The sequence below is a fragment of the Tsukamurella paurometabola genome (assembly GCF_900631615.1).
Classification (GTDB): domain Bacteria; phylum Actinomycetota; class Actinomycetes; order Mycobacteriales; family Mycobacteriaceae; genus Tsukamurella; species Tsukamurella paurometabola_A.
On record NZ_LR131273.1, the window covers coordinates 274,040 to 293,978 of the forward strand.

General features: G+C 71.1%; 20 protein-coding genes and 1 pseudogene. 9 read left to right on the top strand and 12 right to left on the bottom strand.

The annotated features are described in order from the left end of the window. Positions 1–96: 96 nt before the first annotated feature. The 3 genes from ELY19_RS01410 to ELY19_RS01420 are packed head-to-tail and all read right to left on the bottom strand — an operon-like array spanning position 97 to position 1,394. Positions 97–393, bottom strand: a complete 297-nt coding sequence (locus ELY19_RS01410; protein WP_197715962.1) for a transcriptional regulator — start codon at positions 391–393, stop codon at positions 97–99. Next, positions 390–827, bottom strand: a complete 438-nt coding sequence (locus tag ELY19_RS01415) for a hypothetical protein (protein ID WP_126194606.1) — start codon at positions 825–827, stop codon at positions 390–392. The genes ELY19_RS01410 and ELY19_RS01415 overlap by 4 nt, the downstream gene beginning before the upstream one ends. A gap of 45 nt (positions 828–872) precedes the next feature. After that, positions 873–1,394 carry a YflT domain-containing protein gene (locus tag ELY19_RS01420; protein WP_126194607.1) on the bottom strand — a complete coding sequence of 174 codons (522 nt, stop codon included), beginning with the start codon at positions 1,392–1,394 and terminating at the stop codon, positions 873–875. 51 nt (positions 1,395–1,445) lie between these two features. On the opposite strand from ELY19_RS01420, the gene ELY19_RS01425 reads away from it, so the two are divergent. From ELY19_RS01425 to ELY19_RS01435, 3 genes are read left to right on the top strand one after another with little or no spacing between them, the layout of a single operon-like run. Further along, complete coding sequence (locus tag ELY19_RS01425) at positions 1,446–2,735, top strand: magnesium transporter MgtE N-terminal domain-containing protein (protein ID WP_126194608.1); 1,290 nt, start codon at positions 1,446–1,448, stop codon at positions 2,733–2,735. After that, positions 2,732–3,259: a DUF1003 domain-containing protein gene (locus ELY19_RS01430; protein ID WP_126194609.1), complete on the top strand. Its 528-nt coding sequence runs from the start codon at positions 2,732–2,734 to the stop codon at positions 3,257–3,259. Before ELY19_RS01425 ends, ELY19_RS01430 begins: the two co-directional genes overlap by 4 nt. Beyond that, a complete protein-coding gene (locus ELY19_RS01435; protein ID WP_126194610.1) occupies positions 3,246–3,977 on the top strand; it encodes an Rv0361 family membrane protein in 732 nt (243 codons plus the stop codon). The genes ELY19_RS01430 and ELY19_RS01435 overlap by 14 nt, the downstream gene beginning before the upstream one ends. Before the next feature lie 4 nt (positions 3,978–3,981). Here ELY19_RS01435 and ahcY read toward each other — a convergent pair whose 3' ends face one another. From ahcY to ELY19_RS01450, 3 genes are all read right to left on the bottom strand, one after another. Beyond that, positions 3,982–5,448, bottom strand: coding sequence for an adenosylhomocysteinase (ahcY, locus tag ELY19_RS01440; RefSeq protein WP_227967114.1), 1,467 nt, complete (start codon positions 5,446–5,448; stop codon positions 3,982–3,984). Positions 5,449–5,583: 135 nt separating this feature from the next. Further along, positions 5,584–6,735 (bottom strand): SMI1/KNR4 family protein, encoded by a 1,152-nt coding sequence (locus tag ELY19_RS01445; protein WP_126194611.1) that lies wholly within the window; start codon positions 6,733–6,735, stop codon positions 5,584–5,586. Between the two features lie 101 nt (positions 6,736–6,836). Then, positions 6,837–8,336, bottom strand: coding sequence for an amino acid permease (locus tag ELY19_RS01450; protein ID WP_126194612.1), 1,500 nt, complete (start codon positions 8,334–8,336; stop codon positions 6,837–6,839). Between the two features lie 240 nt (positions 8,337–8,576). Between ELY19_RS01450 and ELY19_RS01455 the strand changes: the two genes are divergently transcribed. After that, on the top strand, positions 8,577–8,780 hold the full coding sequence (locus ELY19_RS01455) for a hypothetical protein (protein ID WP_126194613.1): 204 nt from the start codon (positions 8,577–8,579) through the stop codon (positions 8,778–8,780). Between the two features lie 13 nt (positions 8,781–8,793). On the opposite strand, the gene manA is transcribed toward ELY19_RS01455, so the two are convergent. The 4 genes from manA to ELY19_RS01475 all read right to left on the bottom strand — a co-directional run bounded on the left by manA (position 8,794) and on the right by ELY19_RS01475 (position 13,190). Next, complete coding sequence (gene manA, locus ELY19_RS01460) at positions 8,794–10,032, bottom strand: mannose-6-phosphate isomerase, class I (RefSeq protein WP_126198639.1); 1,239 nt, start codon at positions 10,030–10,032, stop codon at positions 8,794–8,796. After that, positions 10,032–11,138, bottom strand: coding sequence for a tobH protein (locus tag ELY19_RS01465; RefSeq protein WP_126194614.1), 1,107 nt, complete (start codon positions 11,136–11,138; stop codon positions 10,032–10,034). The genes manA and ELY19_RS01465 overlap by 1 nt, the downstream gene beginning before the upstream one ends. Positions 11,139–11,207: 69 nt before the next feature. After that, a complete protein-coding gene (locus ELY19_RS01470) occupies positions 11,208–12,578 on the bottom strand; it encodes a phosphomannomutase/phosphoglucomutase (protein ID WP_126194615.1) in 1,371 nt (456 codons plus the stop codon). Positions 12,579–12,704: 126 nt separating this feature from the next. Next, complete coding sequence (locus ELY19_RS01475; protein WP_126194616.1) at positions 12,705–13,190, bottom strand: DUF3499 domain-containing protein; 486 nt, start codon at positions 13,188–13,190, stop codon at positions 12,705–12,707. Between the two features lie 101 nt (positions 13,191–13,291). Here ELY19_RS01475 and ELY19_RS01480 point away from each other — a divergent pair, with 101 nt between their 5' ends. After that, on the top strand, positions 13,292–13,792 hold the full coding sequence (locus ELY19_RS01480) for a metallopeptidase family protein (RefSeq protein WP_126194617.1): 501 nt from the start codon (positions 13,292–13,294) through the stop codon (positions 13,790–13,792). Positions 13,793–13,922: 130 nt separating this feature from the next. Here ELY19_RS01480 and ELY19_RS01485 read toward each other — a convergent pair whose 3' ends face one another. Beyond that, positions 13,923–14,249: a WhiB family transcriptional regulator gene (locus ELY19_RS01485; protein WP_126194618.1), complete on the bottom strand. Its 327-nt coding sequence runs from the start codon at positions 14,247–14,249 to the stop codon at positions 13,923–13,925. Positions 14,250–14,599: 350 nt separating this feature from the next. Between ELY19_RS01485 and cofD the strand changes: the two genes are divergently transcribed. The 4 genes and pseudogenes from cofD to ELY19_RS01505 all read left to right on the top strand — a co-directional run bounded on the left by cofD (position 14,600) and on the right by ELY19_RS01505 (position 18,582). Continuing rightward, positions 14,600–15,637 (top strand): 2-phospho-L-lactate transferase, encoded by a 1,038-nt coding sequence (gene cofD / locus ELY19_RS01490; RefSeq protein ID WP_126194619.1) that lies wholly within the window; start codon positions 14,600–14,602, stop codon positions 15,635–15,637. Next, positions 15,634–17,013, top strand: a pseudogene (locus ELY19_RS01495) (coenzyme F420-0:L-glutamate ligase); the annotation flags it as partial. The gene cofD and the pseudogene ELY19_RS01495, both read left to right, overlap by 4 nt. Before the next feature lie 64 nt (positions 17,014–17,077). Further along, entirely contained in the window at positions 17,078–17,635 is a 558-nt protein-coding gene (locus ELY19_RS01500; protein WP_126194621.1) for an NUDIX hydrolase, read from the top strand. A 140-nt stretch (positions 17,636–17,775) separates the two neighbouring features. Then, complete coding sequence (locus tag ELY19_RS01505; RefSeq protein ID WP_126194622.1) at positions 17,776–18,582, top strand: alpha/beta fold hydrolase; 807 nt, start codon at positions 17,776–17,778, stop codon at positions 18,580–18,582. 84 nt (positions 18,583–18,666) lie between these two features. Here ELY19_RS01505 and glgC read toward each other — a convergent pair whose 3' ends face one another. Then, on the bottom strand, positions 18,667–19,884 hold the full coding sequence (gene glgC / locus ELY19_RS01510; protein ID WP_126194623.1) for a glucose-1-phosphate adenylyltransferase: 1,218 nt from the start codon (positions 19,882–19,884) through the stop codon (positions 18,667–18,669). Positions 19,885–19,939: the final 55 nt, after the last annotated feature.

A 19,939-nucleotide genomic window follows, 5' to 3' on the forward strand; every position in this document is an offset into this window, starting at 1 on the left:
CCCCCAGGTCGACCCAGGTTCGACGGGTGCGCCGTGCGGGTCCCCAGAGCGAGCGGAGATTCCTGTCGCGTGCGGAGATCCGCATCGCGCCCCGGCTCAGGTCGTGAGCTCGCGGAGCGCGGCGACGTGTCGCGCGAAGGCCGACGTACCGGCGGGCGTGAGCGCGACCCACTGCCGCCGCGAGTCGGCGGCGTCGCGACGGAAGGCGACGTACTGCGCCTCCTCCAGCTTCGCCAGGTGCTTGCTCAGCGTGGGCGCGCTCATCTCCAGCGCCTTCGCCAGGAGGTCGAAGCGCAGCTCCTGCGTCTGCGCCAGCGCGGCGCAGATCATGAGCCGCTGCCGCGGATGGATGAGGTCGTCGAACGCGGGCGCCTCGTTCTCGGCCGCGCTCACGACGGTCGCCGGAGCGCGATCCGCTCCGCCGCCACCCGGCAACCGCCGTACAGGACCACCACGATGAGGAAGACCGCGGCGTAGGTCAGCGGCCGCCCCGCCTCGAGGTACTTCGTGGAGATCATCCCGGCGATCATCGCGCCGAAGAAGCCGGACCAGTGGACGACGGAGGCACGGGACCCCGACGCGAGTTCGCCGGCCCGCCCGCGCCGCTTCGCGACCACGACCAGGACCGCGGCCGGCACGGCGAAGACGGCCACGGTGAGCCCGATGTTCCGCCAGGTCTGTTCGCCGCCGTAGAGCATCGACCACACGCCCGCGACCACGAGGACTTCGAGCGCGATCAGCCACCACGGCAGCGCGGCGCGCCGCCCGGCGGCCCCGGCCGCCTCGACGTCGGCGAGCGTGCCACCGTTCTCCGAATTCGTTTCCATACCGGAAACGATATTCGATCGTTTCCGGTCCGGCAACAGTCTCGGCTACTGGATGTTGAGCCGCGCCAGCATGTCGCGGGCGCGCTCGGCGACCTGCGGGTCGCAGAGCACGTCGTACCGGCCCGCGACGAGCTGCATCGTCGACGAGAAGTCGCGGGTGCCGCGCGACGCCCAGTACGGCACCGCGGCGCTGATCAGGCCGAAGACGATGCCGCCGATCACGCCGGCGATCACGGTGGCGGGCAGCTCCTCCCCGCCGCCGACGAAGAGGCCCACCAGCAGGCCGAGGAACAGGCCCAGCCAGGCGCCGGACGCGGCGCCGGCGCTGAGCACCCGCCCCCAGGTCAGGCGGCCCGTGATGCGCTCGACCTGCATCAGGTCGACGCCCACGATGGTCACGTTCTGGACCGGGAACTCCTGGTCGGAGAGGTAGTCGACGGCCCGCTGCGCCTCGGCGTAGGTACCGTAGGAGCCGATCGGCCAGCCCTTCGGCGGCGTCGGCAGGCCACGTCCGGCGGGCCCTCCCGGCTGGTTCGGCGACCCGGGTCCGGGTAGCGGTTGCGACATTCGGCGCCCTCCCTCACATGCGATTCGTAGAACGAAACTACCCTGAAGTACATGTCGGCTGTCTCCAGAGTATTCGTCGCGCGACTGTCCGGCTTGCCCGTCGTCGGCCCGGACGGTGAGTCCGTCGGCCGCGTCCGCGATGCGGTGATCGGCCTGCGCGCCGACCGCAAGGCGCCCCGGGTGCTCGGACTCGCCGTGGAGCTGGCCAACCGCCGCCGGATCTTCGTCCCGATGCTGCGCGTGACCAGCATCGAACCCGCCGCCGTCACCCTCAACACCGGCTCGGTGAGCCTGCGCCGCCTGCACGTGCGCCCCGGCGAGGCGCTTGCCCTGGGCCAGCTCCTCGGCACCAAGGTCCGCATCGAGGAGCCGGGCGAGCCGTACGACGGTGCAGACGCGACGGTCGCCGACGTCGGGATCGAACAGACCCGCACCCGCGACTGGGTGGTGCACCGACTGGCGGTGAAGATCCGCGGGTCGGGATGGAGCCGGCGCGGCGGCGTCCAGGTGGTGGATCTCCCCCACGTCTCCGGCTTCACCACCACCGCGCTCACCGGCGCCGACCACGACATCGCCGAGGCGCTGACCGTCTTCGAGGACATGCGCGCCACCGATGTCGCCCAGGCGCTGCGCGAGCTGCCCGCGCAGCGCCGGCTGTCCATCGCGGCCGCCTTCGACGACGAGCGCCTCGCCGACGTGATCCAGGAGCTCGGTTCCGACGACCAGGCCGAGGTCATCGCGCACCTCTCCAAGGCGCGCGCGGCCGACGTGCTCGAGGCCATGGACCCCGACGACGCCGCCGACCTCCTCGGCGAACTCCCCGCCAAACAGCGTGAGGAGCTGCTCGCGGTGATGGACCCCGAGGACTCGGGCACCGTGCGCCGCCTGCTCACCTTCTCCCCGTACACGGCGGGCGGCATGATGACGCCGGAGCCGATCGTGGTCACCCCGTCGACCACCGTGGCCGAGGCCCTGGCCCGCGTCCGCAACCCCGACATCACGCCGGCGCTGGCCAGCATGGTCTTCGTGGTGCGCCCGCCCACGGCGACCCCCACGGGCCGCTATCTGGGCGCGGTGCACCTGCAGCAGCTGCTGCGCGAGCCGCCGGCCGATCTGGTCGGCGGCATCGTCGACACCGATCTGCCGCGGCTGGGCCCCGACGACCCCCTCGGCGCCGTGACCCGGTACTTCGCGGCGTACAACCTGGTGACCGGACCCGTGATCGACGCGGAGAACCACCTGCTGGGGGCGGTCTCGGTCGACGACGTGCTCGACCACCTGCTGCCGGAGGACTGGCGCGACGAGGATCAGGACGAGGGCACCGTGGAGGTCAGCGGATGAAGGATCGTTCCCGGCTCGACACCCCGCGGCTGAACCGCAGCTTCCACCTCAACCTGGGCGACGACATGATCGGCCAGGGCGCCGAGAGCGTCGCCCGGTTCCTCGGGACCGGCCGCTACCTGGCCATCCAGACCGTGATCGTGCTGGTGTGGATCGCGCTCAACGTGCTGTGGTTCACGTACCACTTCGACCCGTACCCGTTCATCCTGCTCAACCTGGCCTTCTCGACCCAGGCCGCGTACGCCGCACCGCTGATCCTCCTCGCACAGAACCGGCAGGAGAGCCGGGACCGCGTCGCGCTCGACGAGGACCGGATGCGCGCCGCGCAGACCAAGGCCGACACCGAGTTCCTGGCCCGCGAGCTGGCATCGGTGCGCCTGGCCGTCGGTGAGGCGGCGAGCCGCGACTACATGCGCCGCGAGCTCGACGAGGTGCACGAGAAGCTGGACGCGCTCACCGCGCTGCTGCAGTCGATGCAGCACGCGCGCAACGTCGACGAGGAACGCGCCGATGCGTCCGACTGACCCGCGCGAGCTGCTGCATCCCGTCCTGCCGCCGGAGACCTACCGGCAGCTCGGGATCGCGCCCCCGCGGCCGCCGCAGCTGTACGGGACGGGCGGGCCCGTCTCGTCCGCGGGCACGCCCTACCTGACGGGCCGCGCCGTGACCGGCGCCCCGGCGGAACCGCGCGCCGCGGCACCGCCGGACCCGGACGGTCGGGGCGGGGGCGCGGCGACCGCCGGCCCGCCGTACGTTCCCGCGGTGCCCGCGGGACCTCCCCCGGCGAAGGACCGCTCCGTCGCGATCGTCTTGGGCGCGACGGTGCTCATCATCGCGATCATCCTCGGCGCCACCTGGTACATCCTCGCCAACCGCGGCGGCGCGAACGACGAGCAGCAGATCCGCGACGTGATCGCCGCGGAGACCAAGACCCTCAACGACCGCGACCTCGCGGCGCTCATCGGGGTGCGCTGCGCCGCGGACGTCCAGATGCTGCAGACGCAGTTCACCGCGCAGACCTTCGCCGCGGAGGTCGACACGCTGCTCGGCCCCGACGGCCGCTGGAAGGTCACCGTGGGGGACATCAGGATCGACGGTGCCCGGGGCACGGCGGAGGCCGAGGTCACCTCGACGCCGGTCGGCTCGTCGACGGTCGTCTCCAGATCCCTCACGGACACCACCACCCTCCGGAAGGAATCCGGAGGGTGGAAGGTGTGCGTCAGTTCGTCGCGGGTGCGCTGACCGCTCAGTAGCGGTAGTGCTCGGGCTTGTACGGGCCCTCGACGTCGACGCCGATGTACTCGGCCTGATCCTTGGTGAGCTTGGTGAGGGTGCCGCCCAGGGCCTCGACGTGGATCTTCGCGACCTTCTCGTCGAGGTGCTTGGGGAGGCGGTAGACCTCGTTGTCGTACTCGTCGGGCTTGGTCCACAGCTCGACCTGGGCGATGACCTGGTTGCTGAAGCTGTTGGACATCACGAACGACGGGTGGCCGGTCGCGTTGCCCAGGTTGAGCAGGCGGCCCTCGGACAGCACCACGATGGACTTGCCGGTGTCACCGAACGTCCACTGGTCGACCTGCGGCTTGATGTTCAGGCGCACGGCACCCGACTTCTCCAGCGCGGCCATGTCGATCTCGTTGTCGAAGTGGCCGATGTTGCCCAGGATCGCGTGATCCTTCATCGCCTTCATGTGCTCGAGCAGGATGATGTCCTTGTTGCCCGTGGAGGTGATGACGATGTCGGCGTCCCCGATCGCGTCCTCCACGGTCACCACGTCGAAGCCGTCCATGAGCGCCTGCAGCGCGTTGATCGGGTCGATCTCGGTGACCTGGACGCGGGCGCCCTGGCCGGCGAGCGACTCGGCGCAGCCCTTACCCACGTCGCCGTAGCCGCAGATGAGGACCTTCTTGCCGCCGATCAGCACGTCGGTACCGCGGTTGATGCCGTCGATGAGGCTGTGGCGGGTGCCGTACTTGTTGTCGAACTTGCTCTTGGTGACCGAGTCGTTGACGTTGATCGCCGGGAACTTCAGCTCGCCGGCCGCGGCGAACTGGTACAGGCGCAGCACACCGGTGGTGGTCTCCTCGGTGACGCCCTTGACCGACTCCGCGATCGTCGACCACTTGGTCGCGTCCTTGGCCAGCGACTCGCGCAGCAGGGCCAGGAAGACCTGGTACTCCGCGCTGTCCTGGTCCTCATCGGTCGGCGGGACGACCCCGGCCGCCTCGAACTGCGCGCCGCGCAGCACGAGCATGGTGGCGTCGCCGCCGTCGTCGAGGATCATGTTGGCGGGCTCGTTCGGCCAGGTCAGCATCTGCTCGGCCGCCCACCAGTACTCCTCGAGGGTCTCGCCCTTCCAGGCGAAGACGGGCACGCCCTGCGGCGCCTCGACGGTGCCGTTCGGCCCCACCACGACGGCCGCGGCGGCCTCGTCCTGCGTGGAGAAGATGTTGCAGGAGGCCCAGCGCACCTCGGCGCCGAGGTCCACCAGGGTCTCGATGAGCACCGCGGTCTGCACCGTCATGTGCAGCGAACCCGAGATCCGCGCACCCTTGAGCGGCTTGACGTCGGCGTACTCGCGACGCAGCGCCATCAGGCCCGGCATCTCGTGCTCGGCTAGGCGCAGCTGCTTGCGGCCCGCCTCCGCGAGGGAGAGGTCGGCGACCTTGAAGTCGATTCCGTTCGCCGTATCGGCGGTCAGCGTAGAAGTCACGCGCTCCAGGCTATCGCTCCTGGTGCTCGACGGTGCCGCCGCCCGTTGCGGTCGCGTTCCGAACGTCGGCTTTCTCGACGATCCGCGGCCGGATTCCGCCAAGCCCCTGAGAACCCTGATTTCGGACGCGACGGCTCACGAGGACTGCGGCTCTGCCCACTTGCGCGCCTCGATCCTGCCGTGCAATTGGTCGATCTCGGCGAGCAGGTACTCACGAACGGTGCCCGCCGACCGTGTAGAGGTCCCCTGGGGGTCATCGGCGTACTTCGCGTCGCGCGGGACCCATCGCACGAAGCCGTCGTCGGGGTCGACGCCGAAGGAGCAGATCGCCCACGCGGCGAACGGCACGGCGTCGATGCGCGCCGCCCTGAGCGATGCGGCGGCCGGATCGTCGTCGGGAATCGGGATGCCCGCGCCCGCGTACACCGCATCGCGGTTGCGCCGGTGATCGGCATCGGATCGATCCTGCTCGGCGAGCGTCGCCTTCCATCGTTCGCCGCTGATGATCTCGGCGGTGCTGAGGATGTACGGGATGCCGGGCCAGCCGTTCATGAGGAGGAGCAACTCCCGGTGTTCCGGATGCAAGGATCGACCGATCACCCGCTCCACCTCGGCCACCTGCTCCGCGGCCGCGGGCGCACCGGGTGGGACGAACGCCTTGACACGGCCCTCGAGCATCGCGAGGTCGAGTTGGGCGTCGACCAGACGCCGGACAATCTCCTCGAGAGTGGGTTCGGCCTCGCGCAGATCGCGCCCCCACGCCGCGCCGTGGGGCCCGAGAGCCTCCCGGTCCGCCCACGCGGTGAGATCGGCCAGATGGTCCGTGACGTACTCCTCGAACGTCCCGTAGATCCGGTCGCCGTACACCGGGCGAAGTAGGCTCCCCGCCGGATACCCCTGGCTATCGCGGTGGAGCATCATCGTGACGGGGTCGTCCTCGATGCGAACCCAATCCGCATCGGTCGCCCATTCGAGGACGGTGTTGTTCGCCAGGCGGATGGACACCTCGAGCCCGGCCCCGCCGCTCATCGCCTCACTGCTGAGCAGCCGGCCGGAGATGCCGCCCCACCCGTTCCATCCGTTCGCGACCGTCAGGAACTCGCGGTACTGCGCGGGGATGCGGTGCCCCAGTCGCTCCTCTGCGGCGAGCAACTGCGCCTCGGTGGCACCGAGGTTCGGCTGCGACATCTCGTACAGGTCGGGATCCGCCCGGATGAGCCGCTCCTTCTGAGCGAGGATCTCATCGATCAGCTCCCGCCAGCGTGCTACCCCCACGTCGGTGTTCACGATTCTGAATATAACTCAGCCGTGTCCGAGATGGACAGAATCCGAGAGCGCAGTCCGGCCGCACCTGACGCCTCGCGCCTCGACCGTCTCGCGGACTCCGATCAGTCGGCGAGCGACTCGATCTTCTCGCCGCGCGCGCGTCGCCCGAGGACCGAGTGGTTCATCGAGTAGAGGAAGTACACGATCACGCCGAGCGCCATCCAGCAGACGAAGCGGAACCAGGTCTCCAGCGAGAGGTTCAGCATCAGCCAGCCGCACGCGATGACCGACAGGATCGGCACCAGCGGAACGAGCGGAGCGGTGAAGCCGCGCTTGAGGTCGGGCCGCTGCTTGCGCAGCACGATCACGCCGACGGACACCAGGACGAAGGCGAACAGGGTGCCGATGTTGATCAGCGAGGCCAGCTCGCTCAGCGGGACGAGGCCGGCGAAGATCGCGACGACGACGCCGACGCCCACCGAGATCCGCACGGGGACGCCGCGATCGGAGGTCTTGGCGAGCTTGCGGGGCAGCAGGCCGTCCCGCGCCATGGCGAACAGCACCCGGTTCTGGCCCATGAGCAGCACCATCACCACCGTGGTGAGGCCGGCGAGCGCACCGATGGAGATGATCGTCGCCGCCCAATCCACACCGTTGAGCGAGAAGGCGTACGCGAGGTTCTTCTCCTTCCCATTGCCGGCGGAGGTCGCGAGGTCCTTGTAGCTCGCCATACCGGTGACCACGACGGTGACCGCGATGTACAGCACGGTGACGATCGCGAGCGAGCCCAGGATGCCGCGCGGCACGTCGCGCTGCGGATTCACGGTCTCCTCGGCGGACGTCGCGACGATGTCGAAGCCGATGAACGCGAAGAAGACGATGCCGGCGCCGGCGAGCACGCCGTACCAGCCGTAGGTCGAACCCGAGCCGCCGCTGATCGCCTGGAACAGCGTGGTCGCCCACGTCACGTCGGTGCTCTTGCCCGGAACGGAATCCGGCACGAACGGGGAGTAGTTGGAGCCCTTGATGTAGAAGGCACCGACCGCGATGACGAGCAGCACCACCGCGACCTTGATCGCGGTGATCACGGCGGACACCCGCGAGGAGACCTTCGCCCCGAAGGTGAGCAGCACGGTCAGCACCCCGACGATGAGCATGGCGCCCCAGTCGACCGTATGCCCGCCGACCTGGAACGCCGCGGGTCCGGTGCCGAACACCGTGCCGAGGTAGCTCGACCAGCCGCTCGCGACGGCCGCGGCGGCGATGGAGAACTCCAGCACCAGGTCCCAACCGATGATCCACGCGGCGAACTCGCCGAAGGTCGCGTAGGAGAACGTGTACGCCGACCCCGCGACGGGCACCGTCGACGCGAACTCCGCGTAGCAGAGTGCGGCCAGGCCGCACGCGATCGCGGCGATGATGAACGAGACCGACACCGCGGGGCCGGCGAAGTCACCGGCGGTCGAGGCGCCGATGGTGAAGATGCCGGCGCCGACGACGACGGCGACGCCGAAGATCGTGAGGTCCCAGGCGGTGAGCTGCTTCTTGAGCCGGGTGCCTACCACCTCGGTGTCGGCGATCGATTGTTCCACCGATTTGGTGCGCAGCAGTGGGTTGGCCATGCGTGCTCCTGTGTCGTCTCGGGAGTGTGAGTCGTCTCGGGTCTGTGACGATTCATCAAACACCACTGCGGCACTGCAGCGGGGCATTTCAGGCGTCTGCACCGCGCACTGCGACAACCCGCGCCCGTCCCGCGATAGCAAACAGCGTCGTCGACGAGGAGCGGAAGTTACTCGCGGGTGTTACTCGTTGGTAGGCGAAAAGTGTTGGCGTACCGGCAAGTAACACTTACCGTCGGGCCTATGACCAAGACTTTCGCGCACACCACCGACCAGACCGTCGCCCAGCTCCTCAGCATCGTCGAGGGTGGAGACGATGTGCTGCTCACGCGCGACGGCAAGCCGCTCGCCGTGCTCAGCAAGGCACAGCCCGAGGCCGTAGCCGTGGGTGACATGCAGACCTTCGACATCCCCGAGACGTTCTACGAGAACCTCGGCGGCTGCTGATCCCTCCGGTGGCCTAGTGCCCGCCCACCAGCGTGCGGAAGAACTCCGCCGCCGGTGAGTGGGCCGCCACCACGACGCCCGGGTCCGACGCGGCCATCCACAGGCCGCTGCCCGCCGGGACGTCGATCGCCCGGCCCGCGCTGCGCACCGTCACCGTTCCCTCGGTGACCACGAGCAGTTGCGGGCCGCGTGCGTCCAGCTCCACCGACGCGGCGCGCTTGAGCGCGGTCCCGTCGAGCCGCACCCGCGACACCCGGAACTCGGGCGCGGGGGTCGAGAAGATGACCTCCGGGCCCACGGTGCTCGTCCGGGGCGCCAGCTCCGACGGTGCCCGAGGCGTGAAGTCCAGCACTCGCAGCAGTTCCGGCACGTCGACGTGCTTGGGCGTGAGGCCGCCGCGCAGCACGTTGTCCGAGTTCGCCATCACCTCGACGGCCGCACCGCTGATGTAGGCGTGCAGGTTGCCTGCCGAGAGGTACAGCGCCTGGCCCGGATCGAGCACGATCCGGTTGAGCAGCAGCGCCGCCAGCACTCCCGCGTCGTCGGGGTAGCGCTCCCCCAGCGTGAGCGCGAGCTGCGCCTCGCCCTTGAACTGCTCCGCTCCGCTCTCCAGGTAGCGCACGCAGCCGGCGAGGACGGCGGGCACCAGCACCGCGAGGGCGGGCTGCGGCAGCGTGATCCACGTCGTGACCAGCGCCCGCAGCCCCTGCGAGTCCGGCTGCCCGGCGAGCAGGCCCAGATAGCTGTCCAACTCGGGCACGGCCAGCACGCGCAGCAGTTCGACGGTGACCGCCGGGTCGCGGAAGCCGGCGAGGGCCTCGAACGGGCTCAGCGCGATGACGACCTCGGGCTTGTGCGCGGCGTCGCGGTAGTTGCGCTCGGGGGCGTCGAGGGGGATGCCGGCGGCGTTCTCGCGGGCGAAGCCCTCCTCGGCCTGCTCCCGGGACGGATGCGCCTGCAGCGACAGGGGTTCGTCGGCGGCGAGCACCTTCACCAGGTACGGGAGCCGGTCGCCGAACTCGTCGCGGCACGTGCGGCCGAGCTGACCGTCCAGGTCGGCGCCGATCGCGGACAGCAGGTCGCCGTCGGTCGCGGTGTCGGCGTCGTAGAGCTTGGCCGGGTCGGCGGGGTGCGCGCCGAACCACAGCTCCGCCTCGGGATGGTTCGACGGCACCGGGCGCCCCTGCATCGTCGCCAGGACCGTGCGCGAGCCCCAGGCGTACGGCCGGATGACTCCCTCGATCCGCTGCATCACGCCTCCCCCGTCAGGCGCCGGTACACCGACGCGAGATCGAACCGTACCGCGAGCGCCAGCAGGTCCAGCGCGTCCGCACGCGGCACCGTCGTCTCCGGTGCGCGCTCCGTGCCCTCGTCGACGGGCAGCGACTCCACGTCGGGCAGGGCGCGCAGCCGCGCCTCCACGAGGGGCGCGCGCTGTTCCGTGGTCAGGATGAGAACCCGGAGCGGCGTCTGCGCCGCCGGGCCGTCGAGGAAGGGATCGTGGAACAGCGGGTCCGCGGCGGCGCCCGTCTCCAGCGCGCCGCCGGACGGGGCGGCCGCGAGCTCTGGCGTGGCGAGCTCGACATCGGCCAGGCCGACGGCGGCGACGACCTGCCCGCCGAGCGTGAGCGCTTGCGACGCCGCATGTTCCGCGACGGCCAGGCCGGGCGCGGTGTCGGCCGTGAGCGCGATCCGACGGCCGGTCATGCGGGCCGCGAGGCGCTTGGCGGGATTCGACTCGACGTCCCGGTCCGGCGCACCGCGCACGGCCTCGTCGTCGAGCGCCGCGGCGAGCGTGTGCAGGAAGCCCTCCCCCGGGACCTCGCCGCGGTCGGTGCCGGCGAGGCGGCCGAGCACCGCCAGGAGCGCGGCGGCGACGCCGACGAAGCCGAACCGTTCGGGCACGCGCAGGCGGGGCGAGAGGTCGACGGTGCGCCCCGCTGCCGCCTCGGCGACGGGGCCCTCCATGGGGACCGCCACGACGACGACGGCGCCGCGGCGCGAGGCGGTCGCGATGGCGCGGGCGAGCACCAGGTCGCCGGCGTCGAAGCCGCAGACCACGACCACGTCGAGCGCGCCGACCCACGGCGGTAGCTCGGTGGAGCGCACGAGCGGGACGTCGAATCGGCCGGCGGTGAGGGCTTCGACGAAGCCTGCGGCAGCGGCGGCGGGGCCGGCACCGCACACCACGACGACGGCGCGCGGGGCGAGACCGTCGAGCTGGGCGAGGGCGCCCTCGTCGACGGCGCTGGCGACGGCGCGTACCTGCGCGCCCGCGAGCGCGGCGGCACGCAGGTGTCCGCCCACGTCGGCCGCGATCAGACCCGCCGGATCATCGAGATCGGCAATCTCGGTCACGGCTTCCTCCCGTCCCATCGGCGCTGCGTCCCGCCGGCGCCGTTTCGACCGCCGGAGCGCACTGCGCGATCAGGCACGTACGATCGCCAGGATCCGCTCGGTCAGCGCGCGCACCTCGTCCGTGGTCGCGGCCTCGACGTTCAGCCGGAGCAGCGGCTCGGTGTTGGAAGCGCGCAGGTTGAACCAGGCGCCCGAATCCAACTGTACCGTCACGCCGTCCAATTCATCGGTGCTCCGGATTTCGTCTCCGAAAGCATCGATCACGGCGCGTGTGCGCTCCCCCTGATCCGCGACCGTCGAGTTGATCTCGCCCGACGCGGCGTAGCGGTCGTACACCCCCATCAGCTCCGAGAGCGGCTTCGGCTGCTCCCCCAGCGCGGCCAGCACGTGCATGGCGGCCAGCATGCCGGAGTCGGCGCCCCAGAACTCACGGAAGTAGTAGTGCGCGGAGTGCTCGCCGCCGAACACCGCCCCGGTCTCGGCCATCTGCGCCTTGATGAAGGAGTGCCCCACGCGGGTGCGCACCGCGGTGCCGCCGTTCTCGGCGATGATCTCGGGCACCGCCTTGGACGTGATGAGGTTGTGGATGACGGTGGCGCCCGGGTTCTTCGCGAGTTCCCGCTCGGCGACGAGGGCGGTCACGGCCGACGGCGAGACGGGCTCACCCTTCTCGTCCACCACGAAGCAGCGGTCGGCGTCACCGTCGAAGGCGAGCCCGATGTCGGCGCCCTGCTCGACGACGAACCGCTGCAGGTCGACGAGGTTCTTCGGGTCGAGCGGGTTGGCCTCGTGGTTGGGGAAGTTGCCGTCCAGTTCGAAGTACAGCGGACGCACATCGAGCGCCTCGACGGGGCCGAGGACGGAGGGCACGGTGAAGCCGCCCATACCGTTGCCGGCGTCCACGGCCACGCGCAGCGGGCGCGATCCGGAGAGGTCGACGAGTCCCCGGAGGTAGTCGCCGTACTCATCGAGCACGTCGCGCTCGGAGACGACGCCGGGGGCACCGTCGTACGACGGGACGCCCTCGGCCACCTGCTCGGTGATCCACCGCAGGCCCGACTCCTGGCCCACGGGCTTGGCCCCGGCGCGGCAGAGCTTGATGCCGTTGTAGGCGGCGGGGTTGTGCGAGGCGGTGAACATGGCGCCGGGCCGGTCGAGCAGCCCGGAGGCGAAGTACAGCTCGTCGGTGGACGCGAGGCCGATGAGGGTGACGTTCACGCCCTGCGCGGTCACGCCCTCGGCGAAGGCCGCGGACAGGGACGGCGACGAGTCGCGCATGTCGTGCCCGACGACGGCGTCGGTCGCGCCCTCGCCGCGGATCAGCGCGCCGAACGCGGCACCCACGTCGCGGACGAAGGCCTCGTCGATCTGCTCACCGACCAGGCCGCGCACGTCGTACGCCTTGATGACAGCCTGCACCGACTCCAGCGCTCGAACCACGCTCGACGACCTCCTGTGAACGGCATGCGGGTACCCGGCGGGCCCCGTGCGGACGCCCCACCCTATCGGCAAACGGAGCGCGGACCGGCATCCGGCGCGGGGACGGCGCCGGTTCTCGGGCGACTCTCAGTCGACCGGATCGGGCAGCACCCGCAGATGGCCGCGGCGGCCCGGGCGGGCGGCGTGCTTGGGTGCGGATCCCCCGGGCTGCGCCGAGGGGGTGGCCTGGGGGCCGCCGAGCCCGTCGTGGACGGGGCGCATCGCGCCGATCGGCGGGAGCGAACGCAGCGGGGCCTCGGCGGACTCGGGCGCATGGCGTCCCTGCTCGCGGGCGGCGCGTTCGTGAACGGTGTCGGCCAGGGCGGTGAGATCGTCGTCGAGTGCGGCGTTCCCGACGGACGCGGCGCTGTACGCGGAGAGGTTGCGGAGCATCTCCCAGCCGCGGGGCGCGGTCATCCGGGTGGCGTGGAATTCGCAGAGGTCCCACGAATGGGGCTCACTCGTGGTTCCCAGGGGCCCCAGCACGGCGATCGACTGGCGGTAGTCGAACGTCAGCGTCGCCACGGCGTGGTTCCTGCAGCCGGGGCGGCAGCACTGACGGACGGAGTTCACAGCAAGAAGGTTAACCCCTGGCTCGGACGGCGCGCTCCCGACACACCGCACAGCGGCGCGCGGCGCCCGTCCGCGGGGCCTCCACCTAGACTGAGAGCACGATGAGAAGCAGGAGACGGACGCCCGACGGCGGCGCGCGGCTGCGGCGCCGCGTGGCGCGGGACCGTCGCGGCCACGGGCTGCGCGGCCCGCTGGTGCCCCGCGATCTGCCGGCGCACCGGACGCGGGCGCAGGACTTCGACGAGGTGGTGCTCGACGCCTTCGCCGAGATCGATTCGCTGTGGCACGACAGGCTGAGCGAGTTGGACATCGCGGTCGACGACGTGCCGGGCATCCTGCCGCACGATCCGGATGCGGTGTCGTGGCCGGCCGAGGTCGAGGCCGACGGCCCGATCCCGTTGGCGCGCATGGTTCCCGTGGGGATCGACCGGCGGGGGAACCGCACCCGGGCGCGGTTGATCCTGTTCCGGCGGCCACTGCAGCGGCGCGCGAAGACGGAGGCCGATCTGCTGGAGGAGATCCTCGCGATCCTCGTGCATCAGATCAGCGACTACCTGGGCGTGACCGAGGAGACTCTGCTCGCCGGTCCGGACGCGCTCTGAGCGGCGGGCGGACGGCCCTACGCCGAGGCGCCGCCCCGAACGCAGGAAGTCCGCCCGGGCGGAACTCACCGCTCGGACGGACCTGTCGTACGGACCGCCGTCCTCACGGCGGTCGTCGCGCGACGAACGATCAGATGATGCCGCGCTTGAGCTTGCGGCGCTCGCGCTCGGAGAGGCCGCCCCAGATGCCGAAGCGCTCGTCCTTCTGCAGGGCGTACTCGAGGCACTCGTTGCGCACCTCGCAGCCCAGGCAGATGCGCTTGGCCTCGCGAGTGGAGCCGCCCTTCTCGGGGAAGAACGCCTCGGGATCCGTCTGCGAGCACAGTGCGCGGTCCTGCCACTGTTCCTCGACGGCCTCGTAGAGTTCCTCGAAACCCGCGGGCACGACACTCAGGTGCGCGCGGCTGGACCCACCGGAGAAGCTTCCGAACGGTTCACGATGAGCGTCGATCGTCATCGGCCCGCCTCCCTCGTTGCTTTCGTGGTGTTCGATGGTCTTCCTGTCTGCATGCCCCGCGCCGGCGAAGAGATCGCCGCACTGAATGACACGGTTGTGATTACACACGTGCAAAGCTGCCACGTCAAGCTGAACCGGGAAATTAGCTAATACCACCTGGATGCCCGAATCCGAGCCCTCGACACGTGGTTGAGATGTGATACGCGTCATATTTCACACGCGCTCGCCGACGCACCACAGAGGGGCGCCGCACCGTCGATCATGCCAGGGAAGGGGTCGTTCGCGCGACCTGCCGGACGGTCGAGACCCGTCGCGGGAGCGGCCGCCGGCCGACCATTACGCTCGAAGTCGTGAAGGTGACGGTGCTGGTGGGCGGTGTCGGCGGTGCGCGGTTCCTCGAGGGCGCCCGGGAGCGCTTCGGGGTGACCCCGTTCCCGGAGCGGGACGACACGGCCGCCGTCGGAGCCCCCGAACACGCCGTGACCGCGGTGGTGAACGTGGGCGACGACGCCTGGATGCACGGCGTCCGGATCTGCCCCGACCTGGACACGTGCATGTACACGCTCGGCGGCGGCATCGACACCGAGCGCGGCTGGGGCCACCGCAACGAGACCTGGCACGCCAAGGAGGAGCTGGCGAAGTACGGCGCCGATCCGGACTGGTTCGGCCTGGGCGACCGCGACCTGGCGACGCACCTGATCCGCACGCAGATGCTCGCCTCCGGATACTCGCTGACCGATGTCACGGCGGCGCTGTGCAATCGCTGGCGGCCCGGGGTCCGCCTGCTGCCCGCGACCGACGGCCGGCACGAGACGCACGTCGTGGTTGCGGACCCCGACTCCACCGACGGGGCGAAGAAGGCCATCCACTTCCAGGAGTGGTGGGTGCGGTACCGCGCCGACATCGAGACGTTCGGCTTCGCGCAGGTCGGCGGCGCCGAGGGCGGCTCCCCCGGCGCCCAGGGGAATCGGGCGCAGGCGTCGCGGGCCGCGATTACGGCGATCGAGGAGGCCGACGTGGTGTTCCTCGCCCCGTCGAATCCGGTCGTCTCGATCGGGGCGATCCTGTCGGTCGGCGGGATCCGCGCCGCGCTGCGCACCACGAAGGCCCGCGTGGTCGGGGTCTCCCCCGTGATCGGCGGCGCGCCGCTGCGCGGCATGGCCGACCGCTGCCTGGAGGTCCTCGGCATCGAGACCAGCGCCCGGGCGATCGGCGAGCACTTCGGAGCCCGGAGCGGCAACGGCCTCCTCGACGGCTGGTTGGTCTCGGAGGAGGACGCGGGCGTCGCGATCGACGGCCTGCCCGTCGCGGCGGTGCCGCTCCTGATGAGCTCGCCGCAGGCCACGGCGGCCATGATCGACGCCGGGCTCGAGCTGGTGGGCCTGTGAGCGCGCCGGACGGTCCCGCGTCGCGACCCGATCGCGACCACGGCGCCGCGTCCCTCGAGATCCTTCCGGTGCTCGGCGTCCCCGAGGTGACTCCGGGCGACGACGTGGCCGCACTCCTCGCCGCGGCAGCGCCATGGCTCCGCGACGGCGACGTCGTGGTCATCACGTCGAAGGTCTTCTCCAAGGCGGAGGGCCGGGTTCTCGACGCGCCGTCGGACCCCGACGAGCGGGACGCCTTCCGGCGCCGTCTGATCGCCGAGGAGTCGGTGCGCGTCCTGGCGACCAAGGGGCGCACCTGGATCACGGAGAACAGGCTCGGCATCGTGCAGGCGGCGTCGGGCGTGGACGCCTCGAACGTGGCATCGGACACCGTCGCGCTGCTGCCCGAGGATCCCGACGGCAGCGCCGCCGCGGTGCGGGCCGGCCTGCGTGAGCGCCTCGGCGTGGACGTCGCGGTGCTGGTCACCGACACCATGGGGCGCGCCTGGCGGAACGGGCAGACCGACGCCGCGATCGGCGCGGCCGGGATGGAGGTGCTGCACGGCTACGCGGGTGCGGTCGACGCCTACGGCAACGATCTCGTGGTCACCGAGATCGCCGTCGCCGACGAGCTGGCCGCCGCCGCGGATCTGGTCAAGGGCAAGCTGGGCGGCGTTCCCGTCGCGGTGGTGCGCGGATTCGCCGTCCGCGCCCCCGAGGCCGGCTCGCCGCTCGCGACCGCCCGGGGACTGGTCCGCCCCGGCGAGGACGACCTGTTCCACACCGGCGTGGAACTCGCCCGCCGGCAGGCGCTGCTCGTGCGCCGCTCGGTCCGCACCTTCTCCGAGGAGCCCGTGCCGGCCGAGGACGTTCGCGATGCCGTGGCGGAGGCTCTGACGGCCCCTGCGCCGCATCACACGCATCCGGTCCGGTTCCTCTGGGTGCGGGACGCCGCGCGCCGCACGGCGCTGCTGGACGCCATGAAGGACCGGTGGTCGGCGGACCTCACCGGCGACGGGCGCACTCCCGAATCGGTGGCGAAGCGGGTGCGGCGGGGGCAGCTGCTCTACGACGCCCCGGAGCTGATCCTGCCGTTCATGGTCCCCGACGGGGCCCACACCTATCCCGACGCGCGACGCACCGCCGCCGAGGAGACCATGTTCACCGTGGCCGTCGGCGCCGCGGTGCAGTCGCTGCTGGTGGCCCTCGCGGTGCGGGGCATCGGCAGCTGCTGGGTGGGGTCGACGATCTTCGCCGCCGGGACCGTGCGCGAGGTACTGGGGCTCCCCGACGACTACCGCCCCGCGGGCGCGATCGCCGTCGGCTACCCGGCCGATCCGTCCGCACTGGCCGCGCCCCGGCCGCCGCTCCCGCCGGGCGACATGCTCATCGAGATACCCGCTCCCGGCGGCACCGCGCAGGCCGCCGAGGCCCCCGCTGCGCCGGAGGGACGGTAGCCGAATGACTTTCGCCTCCCTGCACGCCTCCGCGATCGATGTCCTCGCCCGGTTCGACGCCCGCACGGACGCCGACGACGCACTGCGCCACACCGTGCTCGCCTTCCTCGACGCCCAGCCGAACGCGTGTGCCCGCGCGAACGTGCCGGGCCACATCACCGCGTCGGTGGTGATCCTCAACGAGGCGCGCACCCACGTCGTGCTCACCCACCATCCGCGGGTCGGCGAGTGGCTGCAGTTGGGCGGGCACTGCGAGGACACCGATTCGACGGTGCCCGCCGCCGCCCTCCGCGAGGGGCACGAGGAGTCGGGCCTCGCCGATCTCGTCCTCGACGCGGATCTCCTCACGCTGCACACCCACCCGATCCGATGCTCACTGGGCGTGCCGACGCGCCACCTGGACCTGCGCTTCCGCGCCTTCGCGGTGGGCGCCGGCACCCCGGAGCTCGCGATCAGCGACGAATCGAACGATCTTCGGTGGTGGCCGGTCGACGCCCTTCCGGACTCGGCGGAGCACACCACCGTGGCGCACCAGGTCCGCGCCGCGCTCGCCCGCGACTGACGCCGGCATTTCCATCACCAGCGACTTTTCTGAGAGGTATTGCGCCGACTTCTATCAATCCGTACGCTCCGAACAATCCGTCCGGCGCACCGTCGGACCCCGCGGGCCCGGCCCGCCCGACCACGACGAGGTGGCACGAGATGTTGGCGTACGAACGATTCGGCTCCGGTGAGCCGCTGGTCCTGGTCCACGGGATCGCGCACCGCCGTCAGGCCTGGTACCCCGTGGCCGAGCGGCTCGCCGAGCACCGTGAGGTCGTCCTGTTCGACCTCCCCGGACACGGCGAATCCCCGGCGCTCGACCTCGCCGGCCGCACGGTCCAGGAGGCGCTCCAGCAGCACCTGGAGGACCTGTTCCGCGAGTTGGGCCTCGTCCGCCCGCACATCGCGGGCAATTCGCTGGGTGGCCGCATCGCGCTCGAGGCCGCGGCGAGCGGCATCGTCAGCAGCGCGACCGGGCTCGCGCCCGCGGGCTTCTGGCGCGACGACAAGGACTTCCAGCTGATCCGCGCACACTTCGCCGCGCTCATCGCCGCGGGGCGCGTCGCGGCGCCGCTCGCACCGACGCTCACCCGCAGCGGCATCGGCCGGCGCCTGATGCTCGCGTCGCTGATGACGCACGGCGAGCGGCTATCCGCCGATCGCGTACTCGGCGACCTCCGGAACATGGTCGAGGCGCGGAAGACGCTCCGCGACATCATCGGTGGCGCGTTCCCGTTCGAGGCCGAGATCGCCGCCGATGTCCCCGTCACCGTCGCGTGGGGCACGCGGGACCGCGTCCTCCTCCCCTACCAGGGCCGGCGCGCCCGCCGCCTGCTGCCGCAGGCCGAACACGTCTGGCTCCCCGGCAGCGGTCACGTCCCCATGTCCGACGATGCCGACGCCGTCGTCGAGATCATCCTCCGCGGTTCCTCGGGCGGCCTGCTCGCCGTCGACGACGCCGCCTGACGAGAACGAGACGCCGGCCGTCAGGGAATCCGTCCGCGCCCGTAGGCCGCGATCTTGTGCTCCGTCGCGGCGAGCGACAGCCCGTCAGCCGATCCGGACGCCCTTGCCAACGGTGACCACGCCGCCCGCCGAGACGTTGAACCGCTCGCGCTCGCGGTCGAGGTTCACGCCGAGGATCTCACCGCGGCCCACCACGACGTTCTTGTCGAGGATCGCCTTGCGGACCACGGCGCCGGGCTCGATCCGCACGCCGGGCATGAGGACCGACCCCTCGACGGTGGCCCCGTCGCCGATGGTGACGTTGGCGCCGATGACGGAGTTGCGGACCGTCGCGCCGGAGATGATGCTGCCCGCCCCCACCATGGATTCCTGGGCGAGGCCGCCGCGGGCGAACTTGGCCGGGGGCAGGTTGTCGTTCTCGCAGCGGATGGGCCACTGGCGGTTGTAGAGGTTGAAGATCGGGTACACCGACACCAGGTCCATGTGCGCGTCGTAGAAGGCGTCGACGGTGCCGACGTCGCGCCAGTACCCCGCGTCGCGCTCGGTGGCGCCGGGCACCTTGTTGTCGCTGAAGTCGTAGACCGCCGCCTCGCCGCGAGCCACGAACGCGGGGATGATGTCCCCACCCATGTCGTGATCTGAGTCGGGGTTCTCCGCATCGGCGATGATCGCCTCGACGAGCGCCTGCCGGCTGAAGACGTAGTTGCCCATCGACGCGAAGGTGACCTCGGGGTCGTCCGGCGTGCCGGGCGGGTCGGCCGGCTTCTCCAGGAACTGCGTGATCCGGCCGGAATCGTCGGACTCGATGCAGCCGAAGGCCTTCGCCTCGGACCGCGGGACTCGGATGCCCGCGACGGTCACGCCGGCGCCGGATTCGATGTGCGCCTGCACCATCTGGGACGGGTCCATCCGGTACACATGGTCCGCGCCGAACACCACGATGTAGTCCGGGTCGTCATCGGAGATGAGGTTCATGGACTGGAAGATCGCGTCGGCGCTACCCGTGAACCAGCGCTTGCCCACGCGCTGCTGCGCCGGGACGGGGGTGATGTACTCCCCGCGGAAGCCGAACATGCGCCAGGTCTGGCTGATGTGGCGGTCCAGCGAGTGCGACTTGTACTGGGTCAACACGCACAGCCGCTGATACCCCGCGTTCACCAGATTCGACAGCACGAAGTCGATGAGGCGGTACGAGCCGCCGAAGGGCACTGCGGGCTTCGCGCGGTCCGCGGTCAGCGGATACAGACGCTTGCCCTCGCCGCCGGCGAGGACGATTCCCAGGACACGAGGCTGGCTGCTCACGGGTCCACGCTAACCCCAATCCGGGCAGCCGTGCAGCGTTCTGCGACAGCGGATC